The organism is Nibrella viscosa (genome assembly GCF_039541875.1).
GTDB lineage: Bacteria > Bacteroidota > Bacteroidia > Cytophagales > Spirosomataceae > Nibrella > Nibrella viscosa.
The window spans coordinates 236,322-261,943 of the sequence record NZ_BAABHB010000004.1 but is presented as its reverse complement, the minus strand read 5'-3'; the positions used below and the strand labels follow the sequence as shown (position 1 = coordinate 261,943).

Genomic DNA, 25,622 nt, shown 5'->3' with positions numbered 1-25,622 from the left:
CTTTGTTTAGAAAAGAATAAGAATTTTCTGTTAATTACCGCGTTACTAATACCTGTTTTCACCTGATTAGCGGATAAAAAAAACCATCAAACTATTAGTAAGCCTGACCTGTCTTGTACTATAACAAGACAGCTTTCAACTATAAGGTTACTGCAACATTGTTTCGTAAACCCACCCTCCTTTCGTAACTTGCAGACTTTATCAAAGGGAAACCGTTTGAATGATCTGGCACCGTATCGCATCATTAATCCTTAAGAACCGGGTAGCTCTGCTAACGACTATTCTGGTAGCAACCCTTTTTATGGGCTATCAGGCAAGCCGCGTACAGCTTTCCTACGAACTGGCCAAAATCCTGCCCAAGTCCGACCCGGACTTTACCCTCTACGAAGCCTTTAAGAGCCGGTATGGTGAAGATGGCAACGTGATGGCCATTGGAGTGGATACGGACAAAATGTATACCCTTGCGTTTTTCAACGACTGGTACGCACTGAACCAGCAGATCAGGCAGATCGACGGAATCAAGGATGTAGTGTCGAACGCCAATCTGTACCGAATCATTCGTGACGACAGCCTGAGCCGGTTCCGGTTTATTCCCATCATTGCCCGGCAGCCCACTACGCAGGCCGGAGTCGACAGCATCCGCAGCAGCATTGAATCGCTTCCTTTTTACGAGGGTTTTGTATCGGGCGGTGCGCACAATACCGCGCACCTGATGGCGGTGACCTTCGACCAGCAAAAGCTGAACACCAAAAACCGCATCGACATTGTTCGGCAAATCAAGCGAACGGTGCAGGACTTTGGCGTTCGTCATAACGTACCGGTCCACCTGTCGGGTATGCCCTACATCCGAACGGAATTTACGGCCAAGGTCAGCAACGAGATGGTGCTGTTTATGGCGCTGGCCTTTGTGGTCACGGCCATTATCCTGCTGGCCTTCTTCCGGTCGTTTCTGGTGGCACTAATCGCCATTCTGGTGGTGGGTGTCGGGGTGGTCTGGTCGGTAGGCTATATTGTCCTGTTCGGGTACAAGATTACGCTGCTGACGGGTCTGATTCCCCCGCTGATTATTGTGATCGGGGTACCCAATGCCATTTTCCTGCTCAATAAATACCACGAAGAACTCAGCCGTCACGGGAACCAGATGCGGGCGCTGAGTCTGGCTATCGAGAAAGTTGGTGAGACCACCTTTTACGCCAATCTGACTACCGCCATCGGCTTCTTCGTGTTTTATTTCACCAACAGCCCGCTGCTGCTGGAGTTCGGGATGGTAGCTGCCCTGGGGGTGCTGACCACCTACGCCATGTCGCTGATGCTGATTCCGATGGTGTTCAGCTACCTGCCGGTGCCCTCAGAGAAGCAGCGCAGCCACCTGGACAGCAAACGCATTACCCGGTTTTTGCGCTGGGTCGACCATGTTGTTCACCACCGCCGGCCAGTTATCTATTCCATTATCACCCTCGCCGTGGTGGTGGCCATTGTCGGTATGACGCGCATCACGGCGATCGGCTACGTGGTAGACGACCTGCCCCACAACGATCCGATCTATACCGACCTAAAATTTTTCGAGAAGAACTTCAGGGGGGTTATGCCCTTTGAAGTATCCGTTGACGCCGGGCAGGACGGGCGGGTGCTGAGTCCGCAGACACTGACAAAAATCCGGCAGATGCAGCGGGAGTTTGAGAAGTACCCGGAGTTTACCCGACCTATCTCGATTGTAGAGGCTGTTAAGTTCTTTTACCAGGCCTACCGCGGTGGCGACCCGAAGTACTACATCCTGCCGCCGGCCCTCGAAATGAGTAAGCTGGCTGCCTACGCCCCACAGCTCAAAGGCTCGGAGAACCGCTTCAAAAGCCACCTCGACAGCAACCGCCGGTACACGCGGGTGAGTTTCCAGATGGCCGATGTGGGTACCGTACGCATCAAAGAGCTGCTGAACACGCTACAGCACAAAGTTGATTCCATCTTCAACATCGACCGCGAAACCGGCCGGCGCGTAGCCGCAGATGAACAGTATGATGTTCGAATAACCGGCAACAGCGTGGTGTTTACCCGGGGAAACGACTATCTGCTCACCAACCTGGAAGAGAGTACGGCGCTGGCTATTGTGCTGATTTCCATTATCCTGATTGCCTTGCTGCGTGACATCCGGATGAGCCTGATCGCCATCTTTCCGAGTCTGGTGCCGCTGCTGATTACGGCGGGCATCATGGGCTATTTCGACATTCACCTGAAGCCTTCTACCATCCTGATTTTCAGCATTGCGTTTGGGATCTCGTCAGACGGCACCATTTACTTTATCACCAAGTACCGCGACGAACTCCGGAACAGGAAGATCAGCATCAGCCAGGCTGTCTCGCACACCATCCGGTACACGGGCATCAGCATGTTCTACACGGCCATCATTTTGTTTGCCGGCTTTGCCATTTTTGCGGCCTCTACCTTCCAGGGCACCGTCGCGCTCGGTATTCTGGTGTCCATTACGCTGCTGATGGGCATGGCCTCTAACCTGATTCTCCTCCCCGCCTTCCTGATGACGGTGGATAAGCGACGCACCACCCGGCAGCAGAAAAAGGAGTTGCGAGTAAAGAATTAAGAACTCAAGTTACGCAGCCATAGCTAATTAAGAAGTAAGAGTAGAGTACAACCTGAAGCGGCAGCAATTTCTCCTTGCTTTGCTATTCTACACCCTCACCGTCCTGCACTGGGAAAAACTAAAAATATTTTTAGAAAATAGAGGATTAAAATAAACCCATCCCGGCATTAGTATAATGAGGGCTCCGCGTGATCAGGAACTTCCTGCCATTGCTCTACCAAGCCTATAAGTAAACCCATTTATTCTGTGCCGTCAATCTCTTCCCATAGCCATTTATGGAATGCCTTCCGTCTGGGCGATGAAGCGGCATTTCAGCAGATCTACCGGTTATACGTACGTGACTTGCTCAACTACGGGTATAAGGTAACCAACGATGTGCCGCTGATTGAAGACAGCATTCACGATTTATTCATTGAACTGTGGCAGAGCCGGGCAAACCTGAGCGACACCGATTCCATCAAGTTCTACCTGTTCCGCTCGCTGCGGAATAAGATCACGAGGGTTCGTAGCCGGGATTTATTCTATACGGCCTCTGACATTGATACGGTAGCGACGCCAACCGACAGCTACAGCATTGAAGCCAGCCTCATTGAGCATGAGGAGACGGAACAGATTCATCAGCAACTGCAAAAAGGCTACGATCAACTGACCCCGCGCCAGCAGGAAGCGCTGAACCTCCGTTTTTACCAACATTTTAGCAACGAAGAGATTGCCCAGATCATGGGCGTCAATTACCAGTCCGCCTGCCGGTTTATTTATTCCGGCCTGAAAACGCTACGCGAAACTGTCCGGACTTCTTAATCAGCATTCACTCATGAATTACTATCAATATAATGCGGTAGACCTGGCGGCCGACGACTATTTTAAAGAATGGGTCTGTTCGCCTACATATGAGACCGACACCTTCTGGCGGGAGTTTCTGAAGGATTATCCGGAGCGGTATTATGAGGTAGAGGAGGCCCGGCAGTTGATCATCGGGCTCCATGCCATTCAGCGGCCTCCTATGCTGATTGATAAGGAGGAGGCCATCTGGAGCCGGATTGAACAAACCCTGGTTGAATCGCGGCCGGCTCCGGAGCCGCGTAAGCTGCTCTGGCGGCAGATCTGGAAAGTGGCCGCATCCATCATGCTGGTGGTGGGTGCCGGTTGGTTTAGCCTGTTTCAGTTGGGTCTGTTTGGTTTTCCGGGAAGCGGCTCGGCGCAGGAGGAGAAGTGGATTGAAATTGTTAACGATGCCAACCACCTCATGCAGGTTCAACTGGCCGACGGCAGCCAGGTTGCCCTGCAGCAAGATGGACACCTGCGTTACCGCGAAAAACTGGCGGGCGTGCAGCGGGAAGTTTACCTGACCGGCGATGCGTTTTTCAACGTCAAAAAGAATCCCAAAAAGCCTTTTGTAGTCTATGCCAACGGATTGGCTACTAAAGTACTGGGAACCAGCTTTTGGATCAAAGCGCCGTCGAAATCCGCAACCGTCATCGTCGACGTAAAGACCGGCCGGGTTTCGGTGTACCCAAACCAACCCGCTCAGACCACCGACCCCGAATCAAAAGGACTGGTGCTAACGCCTAATCAGAAAGCTGTTTTTCAGCGAGAAGGCGCTACCCTCAGCAAGACCCTGACCGATAATCCCACCCTGCTCAATCCGAACCAGCGGTTTGTCTTCGAAGATGCCTCAGCCACCCGCGTTTTTGGCGCTCTGGAGCAGGCGTACGGCATAGACATCATCTTTGATGAAGAACTCATGCAGCATTGTACGCTAACCATGAATATCGATGCAGAAAATCTTTTCCAAAAGCTGGACGTCATCTGCAAGGTGCTGGATGCCCACTACAAAGTCATCGACGCGCAGGTGGTGATCTACAGCAAAGGATGCCCCCGGCCTGATACATTCTGAATGCAATAAAACCTAACCCTTACATCTAATGAAAAAACCAGTACAGATTCCGTGCGTTCGGTATCTCATGAGCCGCTCGCTGTTGCAGGCAGTGTTGATGGTGATTTTTACCAGTGTTTCGTTCGCGGTTGATACCTCAGCTCAGGAGTTGCTCAACAAGCGGGTAACGTTTCGGTTCGAAAACCAAAGCTTACGCCAGGTGCTCAAAGAAATTGAAAGCCAGACAGAAATCCGATTTGCGTTCCGCCCCCGGGAAATTCCGTTTGACCAGAAAATTACCCTCACCGCAGCCAATGAGCCGTTGGGCGACGTATTGACTAAAGTAGTCCGGCCGCTGCGGCTGCGGTACGAGGTCGTTGGGCGGCAGATCGTCCTGAGTCCGGCGCTGCAATCGTCCAGGGCAGAAGCGTCAACAATGGGTAGCGTGCCGGATCAGACGGCCTCCCAAATCGCTGACGAAATCGTGAGCGGCACTGTTCGGGATGAGACAAACCAGCCGGTGCCGGGAGTAAACGTGGTGGTAAAAGGCACTAACCGGGGTACATCAACCGATGCCGAAGGTAAGTTTCGGCTATCGGTGCCGGGTACCAGCTCGGTGCTGATCTTTTCGTTTCTGGGGTATGAGTCTCAGGAAGTGGTAGTTGGTAATCAGACGACGCTGAACGTGTCACTCAAGACTGATACCAAGACGCTGAACGAGGTCGTCGTGGTGGGGTATGGTACCCAGAAAAAAGCCGACCTGACCGGGGCTGTTGCTTCTGTTTCGGCAGACAAGCTTAAAAATAAGGCTGCGGTATCGTATGGCGAAGCACTGGTAGGTCAGATGGCCGGCGTACAGGTACAGCAGACCAATGGCGCACCCGGTGGTGAAGGACTGACTATCCGGGTACGGGGTACCGGTTCCATTACGGCTGGTAGCTCTCCCCTGTACGTGATTGACGGGTACCCGATGGAAGGCAGCGCCTTTTCGCTGATCAACCCGTCTGATATTGAGAGTATTCAGGTGCTGAAAGATGCGTCGTCCACCGCAATTTACGGTTCGCGTGGGGCCAATGGGGTTATTATTGTGACGACCAAAAAAGGGACGGTAGGGACTCCTACTATTTCATATAACACCTTCTATGGTATGCAGCAGATAGCCCGGAAAATCAAAATGATGAATAGCCGCGAATACCTGGAGTTCTTCAAAGATGGCCATAACCAGGCCTGGCTCGATCGGGCACCGATGCCGGGCGACGCTCCGCATTCCATTACCGACGGTAACGCTATCCGGCAAAAATATACCAACTCCAGCTTCTACATCATTCCCGAGAGCTTCAATGATCCCAGCAACTTTGGGGAGATCAACTGGCAGGACGAGATCTTCAGAACCGCCCCGACCCAGCGGCACGAACTCTCGCTGACCGGCGGGGTTGAGAAAACCCGCTATGCCATTTCGGGTAGCTATACCGATCAGCAGGGTATCCAGATCAATAGTGATTACAAGCGGTACAATCTCCGCACCAATATCACGTCCAACGTCAGCAAAAAACTGGAAGTGGGCATGACGGTGAGTGGATACTTCTCCGAAAACAACAGTGTGGATAACGGAAAAGACAGTCCGCTGGCTTACGCGATTTATTTACCCCCGATTTATCCGCTCCGGAACCCCGATGGCACCTATGGCTCGCAGGTGCGGAACCCCGAGATCTGGGCCGGCGATGTGGCGAACCCGGTGGGTATTGCCGAGAATATTACCAACCTTACCAGACGGAATGGCCTTATTGCCTCGGCTTATACGCAGTACGAAATCATTCCCGGTTTAAAGTACCGCTTAAGCCTGAACGGGACCCTGGAAAACCGGCGGTTGAAATACTACCGGCCTTCGTTTGTGGATACCGACGGGTCGCGGGCCCCAAAAACGGCCGATGCCCGTAATGAAACCTGGCTGGACCGGGACTGGCTTATCGAGCATACGCTGAATTACAACAAGACGCTCGGCAATAAGCATACCATCAACCTGCTGGCCGGTTATACAGCTCAGAAATCATACGGTGAGTATGCCCGCGTCAACGCGCAGAACTTCCCCAACGATGTGGTCCGTACGCTGAGCGCCGGTCAGATCGTTGGCGGTACCAACACCGAATACCAAAGCTCGCTGATCTCGTATCTGGGCCGGGTTAACTATTCCTACGAAGACAAGTACCTGCTGACGGCCAGCATCCGGACGGATGGTTCGTCGCGGTTTGGGGCCAATAACAAATGGGGTACATTCCCCTCGGTATCGGTCGGCTGGCGGGTAAACAGCGAGCCTTTCATGAGCAGTTTCCAGCCGGTGAGTGACCTGAAGCTAAGAGCGAGCTGGGGTCTGGTGGGTAACAACCGGATCGGTAACTATGACGCCATTGCCCGTACGGGAACCAGTTATTACGTGCTGAACAACAACCTGGTGAATTCGGTGAACCCGATCAATTATCCGAACCCGGATCTGGGCTGGGAGAAAACCCGGCAGTGGAACCTGGGCTTTGATCTGAGCCTGCTGAATGAGCGGATTCGCCTGGAAGCAGATTTCTATAACAGCCGGTCGGTGGATCTGCTGCTGAACGTGCCGGTTCCCACCCTAACCGGATATGCCTCCCAACTCCAGAACATCGGACAGGTAGAAAACAAAGGAATGGAATACCTGCTGCGGACACGTAACCTGACGGGTAAACTACGGTGGTCGACGGATTTCAACATCTCATTCAATAAAAATAAGGTCCTTGCGCTGGGTCCCGACCAGCGGCCTATTTATGCAGGAGCGCCGAACGCCAACAACACTTTCATTACTACCATCGGTATGCCTATCGCTACCTTTTATGGCTACTTATACGACGGGGTATTTAAAAATCAGGCCGAACTGGATGCCGCTCCCCACCTCGCCAATGACCGCCCCGGTGATCCCCGGTATGTAGATATTAACAAGGATGGGGTAATCAATGCCGATGACAAAACCTATATAGGCAACAACCAGCCAAAATTCATTTTCGGTTTCGGCAATGATTTTGCCTACAAAGGCTTTGACCTCAATCTCCAGCTAACCGGGTCACAAGGCGCTAAGCTGTTCAGCTTCTTTAACCGGATGGTGGGTATTTATCACGGCGACCGGAACGGGCTAGTCAAACTAAACGACCGCTGGCGTTCAGAGTCTGAACCCGGTTCGGGCAATATACTGCGCGCCAACCGCGACCCGAAGGGACTGCAAAAAGAGCCCTCCAGCTACTGGGTAGAAGATGGCTCGTTTGTGCGCATCCGAAATGTATCATTAGGTTATACGTTTAATAATACCCTTACCCAACGCATTCATGTACGAGGGTTAAGGGTCTACGTGACCGGCCAGAACCTATACACCTTCACAAAGTATCCGGGCTTCGATCCGGAAACGAGCAGTCAGGGCGATGGCTTATCGCGGGGTGGTGATTATCTGGGCTATCCCTCAGCCCGCACCATCATTGCCGGTCTAAACGTCAGCTTTTAACCACATTAACCTTTAATTCTCAGGCAATGAAACGATCCATCATACTCGCAGTCTTAATATTTGTCTCTTTCTCCTGCAGGAAGGACTTTATCGACCTTCAGCCTATATCGGATATGAATGCCGGTATATTCTACAAGACGGAGCAGGACATGAATCAGGCAGTGATGTCACCCTATACCTCCCTGCGGAACCTGTATAATCAGCTTTTTATCTATGCGGGAGAAGTCCGTTCGGATAATACCACTTTCTCGTGGGTTCCGGGTAACTCAAAGGACATGACCTCCATTGATAATTTCGGTGATGTGTTGCTCTCGGATAACTCCTTTGTGCTCGGTCTCTGGAATAACAGCTACCATACCATTCTGCGGTGTAACATCGTGTTGGACAAAATAGACGCTGTTCCCTTCACGGATCCTAAACTCAAAGAGCAGTACAAAGCCGAAGCCAAATTCCTCCGGGCGTTGACCTATTTCTGGCTGGTTCGCATCTTTGGCGATGTGCCTAAAGTGGATAAGCAGTTATCGGTCGCCGACGCTTACAAGCTGGGGCGGGCCTCTACTCAGGAAATCTATGACTTTATCGTGGAGGATCTGAAGTTTGCGGAAGCTAATTTGCCGGCTACGTATCCGGCGGTTGATAAGGGACGGGTAACGGTTGGGGGCGCAAAAGGCTTGCTGGCTAAAGTGTACATGACCATGGCCGGCTATCCACTGAAGAAGGGCGCCCCCTACTACGCCCTTGCCGAAGCCAAAGCCCTGGAAGTGATCAATATGCCCCAGTACTCGCTTGTATCGGACTACAAAGCGCTGTTCGACGTCACGAAGAAAAATAGCACGGAATCGTTATTCGAAATTCAGTATAAAAAGGGGGGAACTAGTACCGGTAGCCCCTGGAACAATGATTTTGCTCCCCGTTTCTCTAATCGGGAAGTAGTACTGGTAGGCGACAAAGGTGGGTTCAATGCCCCAACACCTTCTATATCGGACGCCTATGAGAAAGGCGATCCCAGAAAGGCTATTTCCATGAGCGATGGGTACGTCTCCGTGCCAGGAGGGAAATTTATCAATGAGAAATACGTAAAGAAGTACTACGATGTATCCTTCAGCGGCTCCGATAATGATAACAACTGGATTGAGCTTCGTCTGGCCGATATCTACTTACTGTATGCCGAGGCCCTGGTCCGGCAGGGAAAACAACAGGACGTTGCGCTTACCTACCTCAACAAAGTCCGGACAAGAGCCAGAAACAGCACCGGCGGCTCGGCCGACATTCTGCCCAACTACGCGCCTTTTAGCTCCGATGCCGCGTTTTTACTGGCCATTGAAAATGAGCGACGCGTAGAACTGGCTTTCGAAAACCACCGGTGGTTCGACCTCGTCAGGACTGAGCGGGCCAAAGCCGTTATGACGCAGGAGCAGAAGGAGCAAAATGGCTTCAATCCGTCGGCCTGGAATGACAACATGCTGTTGTTCCCGATACCCCTGCAGGTGATACAGTCCAACCCGGAAAAGATTAAACAAAACCCAGGCTATTAAGTACATGAAAATCCGTACCTTACAATGGCTGTCCGGCTGTCTGCTGGTTTGTATGACACTGCCGGCTTACGCTCAAAAAGCAAACACCTTAACGCCTAAAGAAAAGAAAGCCGGCTGGGTGCTGCTGTTTGACGGAACTAGCTCCAACGGCTGGACCACGCCCGGTGGCAAGCCGGTGCCGGCCGGCTGGGAAGTTAAAGATGGCCTGCTGATCGCCAGGAAAGGCGCTAAAGGTGGTGACATCATCAGCGCAAATCAGTACGCTGACTTTGATCTGATGCTGGATTTTAACCTTGAGCCGGGCGGCAATAGTGGCGTCAAATACTTTTTTACGAAGTACGAAAAAGGGGGTAATCTGGGGATGGAGTACCAGATCCTGGATGACGAACTGGCGGAAGACAACAAGAAAGAAAACCACCTGACGGGTTCTTTTTACGACGTTATACCTCCTAATGCCGCACTGAAAAAAGTAAAGGCACCCGGTCAGTGGAATACGCTGCGTATTGTGGCTAAAGGCCGACAGGTGGAGCATTGGCTCAACGGGGTCAAGATCCTGGAATTTACCAGAGGCAGCCAGCCCTTTACGGAGGCTGTGGCCTTAAGCAAGTTCAGTAAGACCGTACCGGCCTTTGGTACTGTTGAAAAAGGCCATATTCTGCTGCAGGAGCATGGCCATGAGGTTTCATTTAAAAACATAAAAATAAAACCCTTGTAAACCCTTTCCATGGAAAAGAGACGTGCGTTTATAAAGAAAGTAGCCGCCGGTTCGGTCGGTGTGGCGCTGGGTGGGTCCGCTTTTGGATTTAGCGCCAAAAGCTACAACCGCATCATTGGGGCGAATGAATTAATTCGCGTGGCCACCATCGGGGTCAACAGCCGAGGCAACAGCATGGGCCGCACCTTTGCCGGTCAGAAAAATGCTGAAGTCGGCACGGTCTGCGATGTGGATGAACGGGCTATTCCGAAAGCCATCCAATCGATCCTGAAGACCAAGCAGACCCAGACGCCAAAGTCGGAACGGGATCTCCGCCGGGTGCTGGAAGACAAATCCATCGACGCCATCTATACGGCCACGCCCGATCACTGGCATGCTCCGCTAACGATTATGGGGTGCCAGGCCGGCAAACATGTTTATGTTGAGAAACCCTTGTGCCACAATCCCCGCGAGGGCGAACTGGCCATTGCGGCAGCGCGCAAATACAATCGGGTGGTGCAGATGGGCGCTCAGCGCCGGTCGGCTCCGGTGCTGACCCAGGGCATTGAGCAACTGCATAAAGGCATTATTGGCCGCGTGTATATGGCTAAAACCTGGTACACCAACAAGCGCAAGGCTACGGTGCTGAAGCCCGGCACCGTGCCGTCCTGGCTGGATTACGAACTGTGGCAGGGTCCGGCTCCGCGTATGCCATACAAAGAAGGCCTGATTCACTACGACTGGCACTGGTTCTGGCACTGGGGCACTGGCGAAGCTTTAAACAATGGCACCCATGAGGTCGATGTGGCGCGTTGGGGACTGAATGTCGACTACCCGATCCGGGTGAGTTCGATAGGAGGTCGGTACGAGTTTAAAGACGACTGGCAAACCCCCGATACGCAGGTCATTGTTATGGATTTCCCGAACCGGATCTCCCTGATGTGGGAGTCGCGCAGTTCCAACGGCCGGAAAATTGAAGGGCAGGACCGGGGTATTATCTTCTACGGGGAGAACGGAAGTCTGGATACCGGTGGCGATAGCTACACCGTGTACGATCTGGACGGCAAACTGGTGAAGGAAGTAAAATCAGTAGCCGACGGTGACGATGACATACAGGGCCGGAATACAGCCAGTCCGAGCTTAGGTATGGATAACCTCCACGCGATGGACTTTCTGGATGCCATCCGAAACAATCGCCGACCCAACTGTGATGTCGAACTGGGTTATAAGAGCGTGCTGGCCATGCAACTGGGAAACATCGCCTGGCGGGTGGGCCGCACCCTGCAGATTGATCCGAAAAACGGGCACATCATCGGCGACAAAGAAGCTCAGCAGCTATGGGGTCGTGACTACGAAAAAGGCTGGGAGCCGAAGGTGTAAGCCAGGGAAAAATACCAGGCATTAATGAGTAGGATTAAAGTTGGTAATAAAGGGATGAAAAAGCCTGGATGAGCAGATTCGTCCAGGCTTTTTAGTAATCGGTCAGCCATTAGGACGTACGGAGACCTGGCGGCTCTGCCAAAGGCGGTGAAATCCTGATCCAGAGCGGCCCCGTCTTACTTCTTCACTCCTCAGGCTTCTTCCAGCAGGCTCCGGAATGAAACGAACTTGTTGGGGTAGCGGTCGAGGACCTTTTGCTGGAGGGCGGGGGAATAGCGTTCGTGGTAGATGACGTATTCCTTCAAAGTGTTGAAGGTATACTGGAAAGTATAGGTAGAGCCGCCGTTGTCGACTTCGGTCAGCAGGCGCAGCACTTTACCGGCGACAGGAATACCGGTGGCCATGACCTCCGGCATATGGACTTCTTTCATCCAGTGGAGCCATTCTTCTTCAACGGCTTTGTCGATATTGATGGTGACGTTGTACAAAATCATACCCGGCTAACAATCCTTTTTCGCCGAAAGTTGAGCATTTGGTTGTTTCTTTGCCGAAGAAATTCATTTGCTTACCTAATCGCTATCACTGCATGCTCTACAACATACTGGTTCACGCCCACTCCGGGCTTCGTTGGTTACTTCTTATTCTGTTACTGGCCGCTATTGCCGTAGCGTTCAGCAAATGGCGCTCACGGGACGAGTACGCAGCCTCAGACAATAAATTATATGTGTTTGCAATGGTCTTAACGCATATTCAACTGCTGATCGGCCTGATTCTTTATTTTCTCAGCCCGAAGGTCGACTTTGGTATGATGAGCGAAAAGATCTACCGCTTCTACACCGCCGAACACACGGTCGGTATGCTGATTGCCATTGCGCTGATTACCGTTGGCCGTGTCCGCTCACGCAAAGCCGCCAATGCCGTCGACAAGCACCGCCATGTCTTCGTCTTCTACGGCCTGGGTCTGCTGGTGATCCTGCTCTCCATTCCCTGGCCCTTCCGCATCCCCGGCGCCGGCTGGTTCTGAGGAGTTAAGAGTTAAGAATTAGCTGGCGCACGCAATTCTTAACTCTTAACTCTTTTGGCTTCATGGCTGGAGACCCAGTCGAGAGAGGAGATGGCGGCTGCGAGGGAGAGTTCGCCGGCGGCTACCACGCCGGCTATGATTTCGGCCAGTTTATTGACCTGCCCGGCTCCGTAGCAACCCATCAGTTCGAGGCATTCGCGCTGGGTGGGCAGGCCGGTGCCTCCGCCGTAGGTGCCGATCACCAGCGAGGGTAACGTAACGGAGCCGTAGAGGTCACCTTCGGGCGTGACTTCGGAAAAGGCGATGGCGGCCGATGATTCGGCGAGACAGGCCACATCCTGACCAGTGGCGATGAACAGCGCAGCCAGTCCATTGACAGAATGCAGGCCGTTGTTGTTGGTGCCGGCCAGCCACGAACCAATATGGCCGATGCGGGCGTGACGGTCCAGCGTAGCCGGCTCTACCTGTAACTCACGCACCAGCAGGTCACGGGGAATACGCACCTCAGCCGTTACGCGCTTTCCCCTTGTTCTCAGCACATTAATCTGCGAAGGCTTTTTGTCGGTAGCCATATTCGATTCCAGAAAGAACTGCTCAATGCCTTCATAATGGTGCAGTATCCAGTTGCAGGCGGCCAGTGTGGCCTTGCTCACCATGTTCTGCCCGGCCGCATCGCCCGTAGAAAAGCCAAACCGCAGAAAAGCCAGCCGGCCGGTGAGGTAACTGTCGACGTAGCGGAGTTTGGCGTAGCGGGAGGTAGCTTCGGCTTCGGCTCTCAGGTCATCCTGATGCTGGTCAATCCAGCGGGTGAAATCGCGGGCCTGACGGGCGTCGGCGAATTGAAAAACGGGTGCCCGCTGCATGCCTTCGTCCTGCACGGTGCAGCGGACGCCCCCGCTCAGGTTGATCAGTTTCATCCCCCGGTTATACGAGGCTACCAGCGCACCTTCCGTCGTCGCCAGCGGAATCAGAAATTCCCCCTGCGCATGTTCGCCGTTGACGAGCAACGGCCCTGCCAATCCAATGGGCACCTGCGCCACCCCGATAAAGTTCTCGCAGTTCCTGTTCATAACCCCGGCATCAAACGAATAGCTCGTCAGGTGCCGGGGATCTGTTCCGGTAAACGACCGTAGGTACTGCTGCCGCTGCCGGATAGCTTCCGGCGTGTAGTCGTTCACTGCATCGCGAGGAATGCCTATTCGGTCATTCTGGTGTAGGTCGGGCTGCAATTCATCCTCCACGTTTAGCGTAATGAGGCCAAAGGGCTGGGTATGGAGCGTAATAGCCAGCGTATGCTTGCCTTCGGGTAAACAAACGCCTTGTGCCCGCACCCGCACCGACCGGCGCAGGGGAAAGTCGAGCGGCCGCTGCGCCGAGATAGCCCCAACCGGCACCACCTCTCCCCCATCGGTCTCCAGCGTAAATGCCTCCACCGGATACTCCCGCCCGTCGATACACGCCCCTTGCAGCCCGGTAAAACGGGCATCGGCCAGCCGGTTCTTCAGCGAGAAGGTAAAACCATCGGGCGTATTCCGCAGGCTTTTACGGGTATACAACTGCTTCAGCAACATAGTCGGGAGAAAGCGGAACATAAAGGGAGTTATAGTTAAGAATTAAGAGTGAAGAGTTATGAGTTAAGAAGGTGTTCGTCAGCTAACTCTTAATTCATAACTCATCACTCATAACTTAGTTTATAAGCTACGACCAAGCGGCTGGCACACTGTGGCAACGGTATCCATCATCATTCCGACACTCAACGAAGAAAAAACACTGCCCCGCACCCTGCGGCAAATCCGGCAGCTTTGTCCGGGTCCTTTGGAAGTTATTGTGATAGACGGCGGCAGTACCGACCGGACCTTTCAACTTGTTCGGGCGCAGCAGGGTGAACTACCCTTTTTGAAAATTCTGCGTAGTCCGGTCGCCTGCCGGGCCGCGCAGATGAACCAGGGTGCTCAGGTCGCCACCGGCGATATTCTCTGCTTCCTCCACGCCGATACTGCCCTGCCCGACGATGCGCTGACGGTGATGCAGCAAACGCTGGCCGATCCACGAACGGCAGCCGCCGGGTTCATCTCCCTGATGCGCGGCCCTATGCGTACCCGCTGGATTACCTCGTTTCACAACTACATCAAAAGCTACTACGCGCCCCTGCTATTTCGGCCGTATCTGTTTTTCAAAGGCGCCCGGCTACTGTTCGGCGATCAGGTGATTTTTTGCCGCCGGGCGCAGTTTCTGGCCTGTGGCGGCTATACCGATGACCTGCCCATTATGGAAGAAGCCGATCTGCTGCTGAAACTGGTCCGGTATGGGCGCATCCGGCAGGTGAACCGGGTGGTGGAATCGTCGGACCGGCGGCTGGAGAAGTGGGGCTTCTGGCGGGCCAATGCCCTTTTTCTGTACATCGGCTTTCTATGGGGCATAGGCTATTCGCCGGAGAAACTGAAGCGACTGTATACCGACATTCGGTAAACTTTGTTGGATAGCCCGGCAAAAAAGTGGATAAAAGCCGTTTCATTTAGTAAATTTCGGCTTTATACCCTGACCTTATGAAACGATTCCTCCTGCCTGTCGGCGCGTTGGTGGCGCTGGCTATCTGGATTTCTGCCCATACTCCCTCTTCGGAAAATACCGTAGCCTCGGACCGCGAATGGCCGGAATACCTCGGCGGTCCCGACCGCAGCCATTATTCCGCCCTCACGCAGATCAATACCGGCAATGTGCAGCATTTGCAGGTTGCCTGGACCTACTCGGCACCGGATACCGGGCAAATGCAGGTAAGCCCAATTATGGTTGATGGGATGTTGTACGGAGTCACAGCGGCCGTACAGCCCTTTGCGCTCGATGCCGCCACCGGTCGTCAGATCTGGCTGTTCACGGGCAATAAAACCAAAAACGGCCTCAGCACCAGCCGGGGTGTTACTTACTGGACAGACAACAAAGAGGATAAACGCATTCTGTTTACGGCCGGAGAATGGCTGTATGCCCTCGACGCCCGTACCGGCCAACCCATTTCTTCGTTCGGCGATGGTGGCCGGGTGAGTCTTAAAACCGGCCTGGGCGAATCGGCTAAAAATAAATTCGTGATCTCCAATACGCCCGGCACCATTTACGGTGACCTGATTATCATGCCTATGCGGCTATCGGAAGGAGCCGATGCCGCACCGGGGCATGTGCAGGCGTTTAACGTCCGGACCGGCCAACTGGCGTGGGTGTTCCATACCATTCCGCAGCCGGGCGAATACGGCTACGATACCTGGCCGAAAGAGGTGTTTAAAAATACAGAAGTGGGTGGGGCCAACAACTGGTCGGGCATATCGGTGGACCGTCGGCGCGGCATTGTGTACGTGCCGACCGGCTCGGCAGCTTTTGACTTCTACGGCGGCAATCGCAAGGGGCAGAACCTGTTTGCCAACTGCCTGCTGGCGCTCGATGCCAAAACGGGTAAGCGGCTGTGGCACTTTCAGTTTGTGCACCACGATGTATGGGACCGCGACCCGCCCGCGCCACCAAATCTGCTGACGGTGACGCAGACCGGCCCCGACGGTCGGCCCCGAAAGATTGATGCCGTAGCGCAGGTGACCAAATCCGGCCACGTATTTGTCTTCGACCGGGTGACGGGCAAGCCGCTGTTCCCGATCAAGGAAGTGTCGGTACCGGCCTCCGACCTCCCCGGCGAAACTACCTGGCCGACGCAGCCGCTGCCGCTGAAGCCGGCCCCCTTTGCCCGGCAGTCGCTGACCGACGAGGATGTGAACCCCTACACGGCCAACCGCGACTCTTTACAGGCCATTTTGCGCCGGGTGCGCAAGCGGCTGTTCGACCCGCCGAGCAAGCAGGGTACGCTTATTTTTCCCGGCTTCGACGGTGGGGCCGAATGGGGCGGTGCCGCCGTTGACCCCGACGGTATCATGTATGTCAACTCCAACGAAATGGCGTGGGTGCTGACGATGGTGGATGCCCCAAAGCAGGATGCCCTCGCCCACCTGAGTACCGGCGCACGGGTGTACACCCAGAACTGCTCCTCCTGCCACGGTACCGAGCGCAAAGGCAATCCCAAAGGCGGCTACCCGACGCTCGTCGACATTAACCAGCGTCACGACCGGGCGTATGTCCACCAGATTGTCAGCAACGGCAAAGGCATGATGCCGGGCTTTACGCAGCTCTCGGCAGCCGAAAAGCAGGCTCTGGTCGCCTTCCTGTTCGGCGATGAAAAGCAGGAAGCCACCGCAGCACCGGCCTCGAAGATGCCGTATCTTCCTTACAAAATTACCGGCTACAATCGCTTTCTGGACGACAAGGGGTACCCGGCCATCAGCCCGCCCTGGGGCACCCTCAACGCCATCAACCTGAACACCGGCGAGTACGTCTGGAAAATACCGTTTGGCGAGTTTAAAGAACTAACGGCCAAAGGCATTGCCCCCACCGGTACAGAAAACTACGGGGGACCAGTGATTACGGCCGGGGGCGTATTGTTCATCGGCGCTACCAAAGACGAGATGTTCCGGGCGTATGAGATGAAAACCGGTAAACTACTCTGGCAAACGCAATTACCCGCCGGCGGTTATGCCACCCCCTGCACCTACGAGGTGAACGGCAAGCAATACGTGGTGATTGCCTGCGGAGGCAATAAGATGGGCACCAAAAAAGGGCATCAGTACCTGGCGTTTGCGCTGCCGTAATTGACAACTAATTATCTGTTGAGGCAGATTTGCTTCACAAGTAAAATTTCAACTATTTTCAGGTGTATTTCTTACACTTATAAGCTTAGTCTTTGCCATTATGTACGGATACGCCGACAAAGCCTTCGCCCGTCAACCGCAGGATGTAGTGCCGGAATACCATGGAGAAGAGCCTTCATTTCATCATACGGTAGACTGTGTCATTCTGGGTTTTCACCGGACGGAGCTGCACGTCCTGCTTCATCGTTTTCCCTATAAACCGTACAAGGGGCATTGGGCGCTGCTGGGCGGCTTTGTCACTCCGGATGCCAGTCTGGACGAAACAGCCCTACAGACGGTGCAGCGGCTGACGGGTCTGGAAAACATATACATGGAGCAGGTGTATACCTTTGGTGAGGTGCGCCGGGTACCTACCGAACGGGTCATTACCACCTGTTACTACGCGCTGATTCGGGTAGAGCCGACGCTGGATCAGCTGTCGCCCCACTACCAGGCTACATGGCACCCGCTGTCTCAGATACCTAACCTGGATCTGGTGTATGATCACCCCCTTATGCTCCGGAAAGCCATTGAACAGTTACGTTTGCGGATACGGTTACAACCTATTGGTTTTGAATTGCTTCCCGAAAAGTTTACCATGACCGAACTGCGGCAGTTGTACGAATCAATCCTGGATCGCCCTCTCGACAAGCGGAACTTCAACAAAAAAGTACTGGCAATGAATCTTCTCCAGAAGCTGGAGGAAAAACAGAAAGACACCTCCAAACGAGGTGCTTTCTACTACCAGTTTGATGCGGAGCGGTACCGTCAGTATCTTGAAAAAGGCTTTCTCTTTGAGTTATGAACCCAGTAGCATCGCTGCGTCATTTCACAAAGCGAATCCAGCGGCCACTGTAGCCCTCCAGCGCTATTGACCCATTTAACGGCAAAAGTTGTCCGGTGATAGCATCAACGGCAGACCGGTATTTGAAGGTGTCAAACGTTAGCCTGACGGATTTGGCGGGTCCGTCGTTCAGCAGAAAATAGTGATCAGCTTCAGGAGCCGCTAACCGGTAAACGATTGCATCGGGACAGTTGAACGGACTTTTATGCGAACCCAATGCGTGCGTCAGCAGCAGGGTTTCGGCTGGTATATTACCTGGTTTGAAACAATCAGAGGAGGCTTCAAACCCCATCAGAATAGCGGTTCCTTTTCCCAGAGCGTGTTCAGTAACAGCCGGGCGGCCGGTGCTGTACGTTGCTGCCGGACGAGCCTTTGTGGGGGTAGCGTTCAGAATAAATCCATTCAGGTCGTAAGTACCCAGGCGAATGGGCCGATTAGTGCCGGCGTATTGAAAGTCATCGAGGGTAACACCAAAAAGCTGCTCAAAGGGCGATCCCTTACCGGTCTTTAGCACGCGACTGTATTCATCGTAACCGGCACCGGGTAAATCCATCACCAAACGCCCCCCCTCGCGGACATACTCCATCAGCACCGGCATCAGGTCACTGCGTAAGCAGAGAAAGCCGGGCAAATACAATACCCGATAGCGGGCACCAAGTCTGTTTTTTAGATCCTGCGGGGTTACATACTCAAAAGGAACGTTGGCGTTGGTGAGCGCCCGGCCCAGCCCCACCCGAGCTTTCATGGGACGATCTTTGTAATGGTCACGACCCGGTATGCTCATGGCCGCCCACAACGCTTCGTTCTCCCAGTCGTACAGAATACCCACCACCGGCTCTTTGTGCGCGTCCCACAACTCAAAACGCCACCGCTGCATGGCCTGGGCCAGCTTGCCGATGGCAATAGCCCGCTCCGTTACCTGACCATTCCGGTCCAGCAGGCTGTACTCGCCCCCCTCCTTACCCGCACTGCGGCTGTTCCAGCACCAGATACCGAAGCCTTTAAAACCGGCCGCTAATTGAGCCAGATACAACTGCATCAGCTCTCCCGATTCCACAAAATAGGCGTTTTGGTCGGTGCCGCTGCGCTCGCCATCGAATTGCTGCGGACCGCCCGTACTTTCCCACCCACCGGTCCAGCCCCCTTTGAAGAGGTCATTCATCAGACTAGCCTGCTGGTACAGCGAGCGGGTTAGTTCATACCCCACCTGCCCAAAATGCCAGGAGAAGTGCATGGATGGGTAGAATGAACCATAATCCGTCAGCACATCGGCGATGCCGGCCATATCGACCCCGTACCAGGCAATCGGGTTGAACAGGCCAATTTCTCCCCCGCCCCGGTACGGTGCATTCGGGTCAAACTGCTGATAACGTTGCGCCGACTCCCGGATACGATCCAGGTTGTGCTCAACCTTGAAGCGCAGCACATCCCGCACGTGCCGGTACTCCCGACCGGTTACTTTCTTCCAGTTGGCCGCTACATCATTCCAGTCCCGGAATGTCCGCTGCTCGTTCAGGAATAAGCCGGCATGGCCCTGATTCCAGGCTTCATTCAGTCCCTCTACGGTCTTATAGGTTTTCCTGAGCCAGTCGATAAACAGGCTTTCCCCATTTTCGTTGAGTTCCAGCCCCCGCCCGCCAATCTCCGGGTCATAGGCGACACTGGTGGTACGCATAAATTTCTGATCCGGACTGGTACGCGTGTATTCCTCCATTCGGCGGATACGCTCCCGCAGCAGGTTGTGCTGGTATTTTAGTACCGCAGGATGTTTGAGCGCATCGGCAGTGGACATGGTCGGCGATACACCCAGTTTTTTCAGCAGGTCAGGTGTGATGGCCTCGTACCCGCCTTCGCCGTACCACCAGGGAATAATTCCTTCATCCAGCGCAATGGCGGCAATCTGCTCAACAGTCCAGGTTGGCAAGGGCATGATCTGCTTTAACGCATTAAAGCCTAACCGCTTCATGGTTCGGAAGTGCTCCCGCATGTCGGCTTCACCTTCTCCCTGTTGCTGTATATACACCACGCCGGCCGGCATGGGAGCCAGTTTGCGGTACTTCTCCTGCTGTGGCGAAATGTGCATTTGGGCGTACCGAGCGGTCAGATATAAGTCTGCACGCTGATCCTGGGCAACTGATATATGGACTATTGAAGCCAGACCGACAGTCACCATCAACTTTTTGAAGCGCATAGTAGATGAGTGGGGAAAAGTAAATTCCTTCCCAAATATATGCGTTATTTTTTAGTGTACATTTTACACTAAAAATTTTTACAGTATAAACCTGCTAAGAAAAATTTATCTTTTCTCTGTTGCACTACCCATTTAATCACTTATTTTTGAGTGTTCATTGTACACTTATTAACGCCAAAACCTGCTTCTGATTAAAAAAGCAGCAAGCGGTGGTAAGTGACGTTTTACGGTGCGCCTTTTATTGGTGTATTTATTACACTTAATGCAACAACCCTATTTTAACAACCAGCTTATTTTCACCCATTCATTATGAAAAGAAACCTACTCTGGCTGCTCCTGTGTCTGATGATTCAGGCTGTTCAGGCTCAATCGCAACGCACAGTCCGGGGGACTATTTACGCGGAGGGCGGTAGTGAACCGCTTCCGGGCGTAAGCATCACCATTCGGGGGACCACCACCGGTACTACCTCAACCGGTGAAGGAACGTACACCCTCACTGTTCCGGCCAATGCGGTCCTGGTGTTCAGCTATATTGGCTACGCCAAACAGGAAATCCCCGTCGGCAACCGCTCCACCATCGATGTACGCATGGCGGTGGATACCCGGCAGCTATCCGAAGTGGTGGTGGTTGGTTACGGTACGCAGGTAAAGCGCGACGTAACCGGGGCCGTCTCCACGGTGAAAGGGGCGGAACTGGCTACGCTGCCCGTACCGTCTTTTGATGCCGCTCTGCAGGGGCGGGCGGCTGGTTTGCAGGTTACCCAGGCCAGCGGAGCACCGGGCGGTGTTGTCCGGGTGCTGGTGCGGGGAACCAGCTCTATTTCGTCGGGTGCGGAGCCGCTATACGTGATCGACGGAATGGTGGTCTATCAGGACATCAGCGGGATCGGCTCGGGGCGGACCGGCAACACCCTCAATCCGCTTACCAACCTGAATCCCAACGATATTGAAAGTATCGAAGTGCTGAAAGACGCAGCCGCTACAGCCATCTACGGCTCACGGGGGGCCAATGGGGTGATTATCGTTACCACCAAAACCGGTAAGCGCGGGCAGGCCCGCACCACCATCGACCTGAACCGGGGTGTTTCCAATCCCGTAAAAACCATTGATTATGCCACCGGGCCGCAATGGCTGCAGTTAGTAGATGAGGCCCGGCGCAACAGCATCGGGTTTGGTATTCCGGCCAATCAGGAAAAGTTTGATCCGATGGTTCTCTCCAACAACGCGCTGCCTACGCCGGCCGGCATCAGCGGTGCGCAGTTTGGGCCGCTCACCACCTGGACCCGCCAACTGGCCGAGCAGACCAATACCAACTGGGTCGACCAGGTTCTGCAGCAGGGTCAAATTACCGAGGCCAACCTCTCGACCAGCAACGGCTTCGACAAAGGTGCTTTCTTTATCTCCGGCCAGTACCGCGACGAAGAGGGGGTCCTGAAAACGCACCGGCTGACCCGCTACGCAGCCCGTGCCAACCTTGACTTCTCCCCCACCGACAAGATCCGGGCCGGGGCCAAGATGACCTTTTCCTACCTGCAATTCAACCAGCCGCAAATTGGCATCGGCAACAATGGCGGGGGTATAGGCCGGCAGAACTTTGGGGCTACCGGTGGCTGGGGTCAGGCTAACCTGGGCGCTCTGCCGATCATGCCCATCTACAACCCCGACGGCACCTACTTTGACCCGTTACGGGGGCGTAACGTGGTAGCCGGCCAGGACCCGGCCAACTTTAGCAACCGCAACTACCAGAACCGGACCATTGGTACCGCCTTTATGGAGTACACCCTGCTACCAGGTCTGGCCATCCACGGCGAAGCGTCGGCCGACTTTCTGAACTCCAACGGCATTTACTGGGCCAGCGATATTATTCGGTACAACCGGGTGGCGCAGGAAGAAGGCCGGTATGTCAACAACCGCAGCGCCAACATCTACGCTACCTTCAACCGTCAGTTGGCCGAAAAGCACGACCTGCAGGCAACGGCCGGCTACGAGATTCAGAAGACAGTACAGCGCCGGCAGGACTATGCCTTTGAAGGGGTGGTAGGCAACCAGCAGGAGATTGGCGAGATTGCCAATGGCGCTACCCAGTTTGTGGTGGGCGTATCGGGCATCTTCGGCGACCAGTTCTTCCGGTCCATGTTCGGGCGGGTCAACTACAAATATAATGACCGGTATCTGCTGGGGCTGAGCTTCCGGCGCGATGGCTCCACAGCCTTCGGCCCTAATAACCGGTATGGTAACTTCCCGGCAGCCTCGGCCGGCTGGATCATCTCCAGCGAAGAGTTTGCCCAGCAGTCTTCGTTCCTGCGCCAGTTTAACCTGCTGAAACTACGGGCCAGCTACGGCCAGACGGGGAACGCCAATATCCGCAGCTTCGCTTATCTGAACAATTACGTCAATTGGCCGGTATACGGTCAGTCGGCTGCCCTCGGCTTTAGCGTACTGGCAAACCCGGACATCCGCTGGGAAAAAAATGCACAGGCCGATGCCGCCGTTGAGTTCGGTTTACTGAACAACCGGATTTCCGGTTCGGTCGGCTTTTATGACCGCGTATCACGCGATATGCTGCTGAACGTACCGGTTGCGCCCAATGTGGGTATTGGTCCGGGCAATTCGGTGGTGATTACCAATATCGGAGACCTGCGCAACCGGGGTTTTGAGTTGCAGTTGGGAACCGTCAACATCGACCGGGGCGGCTTCCGCTGGACAACGGACTTTAACTTCTCGACCGTCAACAACAAAATCCTGAAGCTGACGCCCCAGTTTGAGGTCTTACCCAGTGGTTCTCTACCTATAGCCACGGGTATTCAGCAGGGCGTATCGATTACCCAGATTGGTGGGCGGCTGTCTACCTTCTACCTCGCCGAATATGCGGGGCTGGACAACGAAGGCTTCGAGACCATTTACGAGATCGACCAGAATGCGCTGCGGCAAACCGGAAAAACAGTAAAAACGGGCAATGTGCTGCGGGCCACCCAAGCCAACATCAACGCTAACCGCATTGTGCAGGACAACAAAACCGCGCTGCCCACCTGGTTTGGCGGCCTCACCAACACATTCAGCTACAAAGGCATTGAGCTGAACGCGCTGTTTACCTTCCAGGGTGGCAACTACATCTACGACAGCCACGAAGAAAATACGGTATATGTCCGTACGGGGACCAACGTAATCCGGGCCGATGTGATCGGCAACACCTGGTCGGAGTCGAACAAGAGTGCCATTTACCCGAAGCCGACCTGGAACCTGCGCGACAATGCGCTGAACACCAATGGCCAACCGGCTCCGCAGACACTGGGCACACGTACGACCCGGTTCATGTACAAGGGTGATTTTCTGCGGTTGAAGACGCTGCAGTTGTCGTACACCTTACCCCGCCCGGTGGTCAGCCGTCTGAAAATGCAGAACGTCCGCATTTACGGCAACGCACAGAATTTGCTGACGTTCAGCCGATACCCGGGTCTGGACCCCGAACTGGTGGTCCTGGGTGACTCTCAGACCCGGAACCTGGGTCAGGGTTTTGTGGGTAACCTGCCGCTGCCGCAGGTGCGGGCGTATAATGCCGGTATCAGTGTGACCTTCTAACTTTAACGAAACTACCTTATGAAAGCGATAAAAATCAGTGTACTGAGTCTGTTACTGCTGGCCGGCACCACCGCCTGCGAAGAGAAATTTTTTGACTCGGCCCGCCAGCAAACCAATATTGCCACCGACCAGTGGGGCAGCACCGTAGACCTGGAACGCCTGGTGGCCGGGGCCTATTACGGCATCAGCGGCTACGAAGGCTTCCGGGGACTGCACGGCCTCCAGTTTACCCACGAGGCTCTGTTTTCCGATCTGGGCCTGTTGCATACCGCCGGCGTAACCGACGACTGGTCGCAGGACCTCTACGCCCGCAAAAACAACCGCAACGACATTTCCAACTACGGCAACATGTGGCTGGGAGCCTACCAGGCCGTAGCTCTGGCCAACGAGGTGATCGGCTGGGTGGAGAAGAATGGTCCGTTTAAAGATCAGTACGGCCCAACCTGGACGGACCGGCTGGTGGGCGAATGCTATTTCCTGCGGGCGTGGGTGTATTTTACGCTCGTACGGATGCATGCGCCGGCTTACGGGGCCAACAACAGTGCGCCGGCCATAATCCTGAACACCAAACCATCGAAGGAGCCGTTTGCCAATCCCGGCCGCGCCACGGTGCAGCAGGTGTACGACCTGTTGCTGGCCGACCTCGACCAGGCCGTTAAGCTGCTGCCGGAGACCTTTAACCCACAGCGCGACCCGACCGAATACCAGGACCGGGCCACCCGCGATGCCGCCCGTTTCCTGCTGGCGCGGGTTCATTTCCAGATGAAGAACTTTGCAAAAGCTAAAGAGCAGGCCGACATCCTCATTAACTCCGGGCGCTACCCGCTGACCGAAGACCCCATTGAGGCCTGGAACAAAACCGGCTTAGGCGCCAAAGGCAGAGAAGTGGTGTGGCAGTATGTCCAGTACAATACGGCGCAGCAGCAATGGAAAGGCTCACCCGCCGGCGCATATATGGGCTTTACGGCACGGGGCAACGCCACGCAGATCAACGGCGGACGTATTATTTCGGCCTCCGACGCGTTCCTGAAAGCCGCCGGCTGGACACCCGACCAATTCACGATCACGAGCGTACCGGCCAACCGGCCACCAGCTACCCTGGGCACCCAGGCCAACTTTATGATCAACCACCCGGACAAACGGCTGGCGCAACTCTGGCGGGCCATTCCGGCCGGTTTCGATCCGCGCTCGGAGTTCACCTCCTACACCCGCACCTACGTATGGGCCAATAAGTGGAACCGCCTGAACGCACCGGCAAACAATAACCTGTTCAGTCTGCCGCTGATGCGCATTGCCGAACTGTACCTGACGCGGGCCATCATCCGCTTCCGCGAAGGCGATAAAGCCGGAGCCGCCGATGACATCAATGTCGTACGTCGACGGGCCGGTATACCGACCCTTACGGCCACTACGCTGACCGAAGACGATATTCATGTGGAGCGCATGCGCGAACTGGCCTTTGAAGACGACCGGCTATACTACCTGCAGGCCCTGAGCCTGCCTATTCCGCCGGGTGACCGCGCCGGTGAGCAGCCTCTCGACTGGAAAAGCGACCGGTTTGCCATGCCCCTCCCGGCCCGCGAAACAGACCTGAATCCGAACGCCCGATAAGCAATTGCAGCCAACGTATCATGCCCTGCCGGCAGAGGAAAACCGCCTGTGGCACGGCAT

At 54.5% G+C, this 25,622-nt stretch carries 16 protein-coding genes; 13 read left to right on the top strand and 3 right to left on the bottom strand.

Annotation, left to right across the window (positions count from 1 at the left end; genetic code table 11):
• The first annotated feature begins 220 nt into the window (after positions 1 to 220).
• From ABD931_RS12775 to ABD931_RS12745, 7 genes are all read left to right on the top strand, one after another.
• Positions 221 to 2,593: an efflux RND transporter permease subunit gene (locus tag ABD931_RS12775; RefSeq protein WP_345267651.1), complete on the top strand. Its 2,373-nt coding sequence runs from the start codon at positions 221 to 223 to the stop codon at positions 2,591 to 2,593.
• A 246-nt stretch (positions 2,594 to 2,839) separates the two neighbouring features.
• On the top strand, positions 2,840 to 3,394 hold the full coding sequence (locus ABD931_RS12770; RefSeq protein WP_345267649.1) for an RNA polymerase sigma factor: 555 nt from the start codon (positions 2,840 to 2,842) through the stop codon (positions 3,392 to 3,394).
• A 13-nt stretch (positions 3,395 to 3,407) separates the two neighbouring features.
• Positions 3,408 to 4,490, top strand: a complete 1,083-nt coding sequence (locus ABD931_RS12765) for a FecR family protein (RefSeq protein ID WP_345267647.1) — start codon at positions 3,408 to 3,410, stop codon at positions 4,488 to 4,490.
• Between the two features lie 28 nt (positions 4,491 to 4,518).
• Entirely contained in the window at positions 4,519 to 7,986 is a 3,468-nt protein-coding gene (locus ABD931_RS12760; protein WP_345267645.1) for a TonB-dependent receptor, read from the top strand.
• 26 nt (positions 7,987 to 8,012) lie between these two features.
• The gene (locus ABD931_RS12755) at positions 8,013 to 9,521 is read left to right on the top strand and encodes a RagB/SusD family nutrient uptake outer membrane protein (protein ID WP_345267643.1); all 1,509 of its coding nucleotides are present in this window, start codon (positions 8,013 to 8,015) and stop codon (positions 9,519 to 9,521) included.
• Between the two features lie 4 nt (positions 9,522 to 9,525).
• Positions 9,526 to 10,236 (top strand): 3-keto-disaccharide hydrolase, encoded by a 711-nt coding sequence (locus ABD931_RS12750; protein WP_345267640.1) that lies wholly within the window; start codon positions 9,526 to 9,528, stop codon positions 10,234 to 10,236.
• A gap of 9 nt (positions 10,237 to 10,245) precedes the next feature.
• Positions 10,246 to 11,595: a Gfo/Idh/MocA family protein gene (locus ABD931_RS12745; RefSeq protein ID WP_345267638.1), complete on the top strand. Its 1,350-nt coding sequence runs from the start codon at positions 10,246 to 10,248 to the stop codon at positions 11,593 to 11,595.
• 191 nt (positions 11,596 to 11,786) lie between these two features.
• Here the strand turns inward: ABD931_RS12745 and ABD931_RS12740 are convergent, their stop codons facing one another.
• On the bottom strand, positions 11,787 to 12,089 hold the full coding sequence (locus ABD931_RS12740; protein WP_345267636.1) for a DUF4286 family protein: 303 nt from the start codon (positions 12,087 to 12,089) through the stop codon (positions 11,787 to 11,789).
• Between the two features lie 92 nt (positions 12,090 to 12,181).
• Here ABD931_RS12740 and ABD931_RS12735 point away from each other — a divergent pair, with 92 nt between their 5' ends.
• Positions 12,182 to 12,619 (top strand): cytochrome B, encoded by a 438-nt coding sequence (locus tag ABD931_RS12735; protein WP_345267634.1) that lies wholly within the window; start codon positions 12,182 to 12,184, stop codon positions 12,617 to 12,619.
• A 38-nt stretch (positions 12,620 to 12,657) separates the two neighbouring features.
• Here ABD931_RS12735 and ABD931_RS12730 read toward each other — a convergent pair whose 3' ends face one another.
• Positions 12,658 to 14,211, bottom strand: coding sequence for a hydroxymethylglutaryl-CoA reductase (locus ABD931_RS12730; protein WP_345267632.1), 1,554 nt, complete (start codon positions 14,209 to 14,211; stop codon positions 12,658 to 12,660).
• 130 nt (positions 14,212 to 14,341) lie between these two features.
• Between ABD931_RS12730 and ABD931_RS12725 the strand changes: the two genes are divergently transcribed.
• From ABD931_RS12725 to ABD931_RS12715, 3 genes are all read left to right on the top strand, one after another.
• The gene (locus ABD931_RS12725) at positions 14,342 to 15,088 is read left to right on the top strand and encodes a TIGR04283 family arsenosugar biosynthesis glycosyltransferase (RefSeq protein ID WP_345267630.1); all 747 of its coding nucleotides are present in this window, start codon (positions 14,342 to 14,344) and stop codon (positions 15,086 to 15,088) included.
• Between the two features lie 77 nt (positions 15,089 to 15,165).
• Positions 15,166 to 17,298, top strand: a complete 2,133-nt coding sequence (locus tag ABD931_RS12720) for an outer membrane protein assembly factor BamB family protein (RefSeq protein ID WP_345267628.1) — start codon at positions 15,166 to 15,168, stop codon at positions 17,296 to 17,298.
• A gap of 100 nt (positions 17,299 to 17,398) precedes the next feature.
• Positions 17,399 to 18,142: an NUDIX hydrolase gene (locus ABD931_RS12715; protein WP_345267626.1), complete on the top strand. Its 744-nt coding sequence runs from the start codon at positions 17,399 to 17,401 to the stop codon at positions 18,140 to 18,142.
• Positions 18,143 to 18,161: 19 nt separating this feature from the next.
• Here the strand turns inward: ABD931_RS12715 and ABD931_RS12710 are convergent, their stop codons facing one another.
• The gene (locus ABD931_RS12710) at positions 18,162 to 20,264 is read right to left on the bottom strand and encodes a beta-galactosidase trimerization domain-containing protein (protein WP_345267624.1); all 2,103 of its coding nucleotides are present in this window, start codon (positions 20,262 to 20,264) and stop codon (positions 18,162 to 18,164) included.
• A 417-nt stretch (positions 20,265 to 20,681) separates the two neighbouring features.
• On the opposite strand from ABD931_RS12710, the gene ABD931_RS12705 reads away from it, so the two are divergent.
• Together ABD931_RS12705 and ABD931_RS12700 are read left to right on the top strand one after the other, a co-directional pair.
• Positions 20,682 to 23,951: a SusC/RagA family TonB-linked outer membrane protein gene (locus tag ABD931_RS12705; protein WP_345267621.1), complete on the top strand. Its 3,270-nt coding sequence runs from the start codon at positions 20,682 to 20,684 to the stop codon at positions 23,949 to 23,951.
• An 18-nt stretch (positions 23,952 to 23,969) separates the two neighbouring features.
• Positions 23,970 to 25,562 carry a RagB/SusD family nutrient uptake outer membrane protein gene (locus ABD931_RS12700; protein ID WP_345267619.1) on the top strand — a complete coding sequence of 531 codons (1,593 nt, stop codon included), beginning with the start codon at positions 23,970 to 23,972 and terminating at the stop codon, positions 25,560 to 25,562.
• Positions 25,563 to 25,622: the final 60 nt, after the last annotated feature.